The sequence below is a fragment of the Corallococcus sp. AB030 genome, from assembly GCF_003668965.1.
GTDB lineage: Bacteria > Myxococcota > Myxococcia > Myxococcales > Myxococcaceae > Corallococcus > Corallococcus exiguus.
Genome location: NZ_RAWQ01000448.1, coordinates 1 through 1285, shown reverse-complemented (window position 1 = coordinate 1285; position 1285 = coordinate 1). Strand labels below are relative to the sequence as shown.

The following is a 1285-nucleotide window of genomic DNA, read 5'->3' as shown; positions in this document are numbered from 1 at the left end:
CCGAATCTCCAGCCTGTCCTCACCCGTCAGCCTTGCTGCTTTCCCTCGGCCTCGCACCCTGTGCCTCCCATCAAGCAGGGTGCCATGGTGAGCACCCACGTGGTGCGTTCACCGCTTGAGACCGCCGGCAGTCCTGCGGACAGCTGGACGGCGTCTCCCCATCACAACACACGGAGTCGCCGCAGACGGGCCCGAAGCCACAGTCCTGCGGACAGTTGAAGGGGTTCTCCGTTCCGGGGTCGCAGATGGAGTCTCCGCAGGAACCGCACAGGGCCTTCTCCTGACGCGCCAGCTCGGGCGCGGCGGTCTCCGGCTCCACGACCCCTCCGCACGCCAGCAGCAGGCCGGACACCAGGGCCAACAGCCCCATCTTCATCGCGTTCATCGTCTGTCTCCGTGTATTCAGCATTTCCGCCCTGAGCGGGCCTGTGCTTGTTAATACAGTTCGCGGATGACGCTCAAAGGCGCGGGGAGCGCGGCGTACACTGCCGGGCATGACGACCTCCGCTTCCGACGCCTCGCGGCTGCTGGACCTGCTGTGGGAGCGCTACGCCTCCGAAGTCCCCTTCGCGCGCACCTTCGTGACGCTGTCCGGGGGACACTTCCGCAACGACCACGTCGCGTTCCGCACCCTCGCGCGGCCGGAGGGAGGCATCGCCCTCTTCTCCCGTGTGTTCGAGCGGTTCGGGTGGAAGCCGGCCGGCGCGTACACGTTCCCGGACGCGCACCTGTCCGCCATCTACCTGTCGCATCCGGACGGACTGCCGCGCGTCTTCCTGTCCGAGCTGAAGCAGGAGGAGCTGTCGCCGCGCGCCCGCGAGCTGCTCGCCGCGCTGCCAGTGGATCCACCGCCGCCGGAGGACGTGGAGTCGCTCGCCGCGTGGTTCACGGCGCCGACGCCTCCGGAGGAAGCCGCGCTGCTGGAGCTGGAGAAGGAGACGCAGTACGGCGCGTGGCTGCTGGCCTTCGGCCGCAAGGTGAATCACTTCACCGGCGCGGTGGACGACGTGGAGGCGTGGCAGCGGCGCATGCGCGAAGCGGGCGTGCCCATGAAGGCGGACATCGAGGGCGAGCCCGGCACTTCACTTCGACAGACGGCCACGCGCGCGGCCCCGCTGCCCCTGACGCTCCGGGGCGGTGGCACGCGTGCATGGCCGTATGCGTACTTTGAAATCGCCCAGCGCTCGGGAGGGTTCGACGGGTTCCTGGGGCCGCAGGCCCGCGCGCTGTTCGACATGACGAAGCGGGGCTGAGGCTCGCGGCCCGGGGGACGGTCGGGGGAGGG

2 protein-coding genes are annotated in these 1285 nt (G+C 69.6%); one reads left to right on the top strand and one right to left on the bottom strand.

The window, feature by feature from the left end:
* Positions 1–70: 70 nt before the first annotated feature.
* Positions 71–385 carry a hypothetical protein gene (locus D7Y15_RS43500; protein ID WP_148713050.1) on the bottom strand — a complete coding sequence of 105 codons (315 nt, stop codon included), beginning with the start codon at positions 383–385 and terminating at the stop codon, positions 71–73.
* Between the two features lie 109 nt (positions 386–494).
* Here D7Y15_RS43500 and D7Y15_RS43495 point away from each other — a divergent pair, with 109 nt between their 5' ends.
* Positions 495–1253 carry a DUF1338 domain-containing protein gene (locus D7Y15_RS43495; RefSeq protein WP_121756216.1) on the top strand — a complete coding sequence of 253 codons (759 nt, stop codon included), beginning with the start codon at positions 495–497 and terminating at the stop codon, positions 1251–1253.
* The last annotated feature ends 32 nt before the right edge of the window (positions 1254–1285 follow it).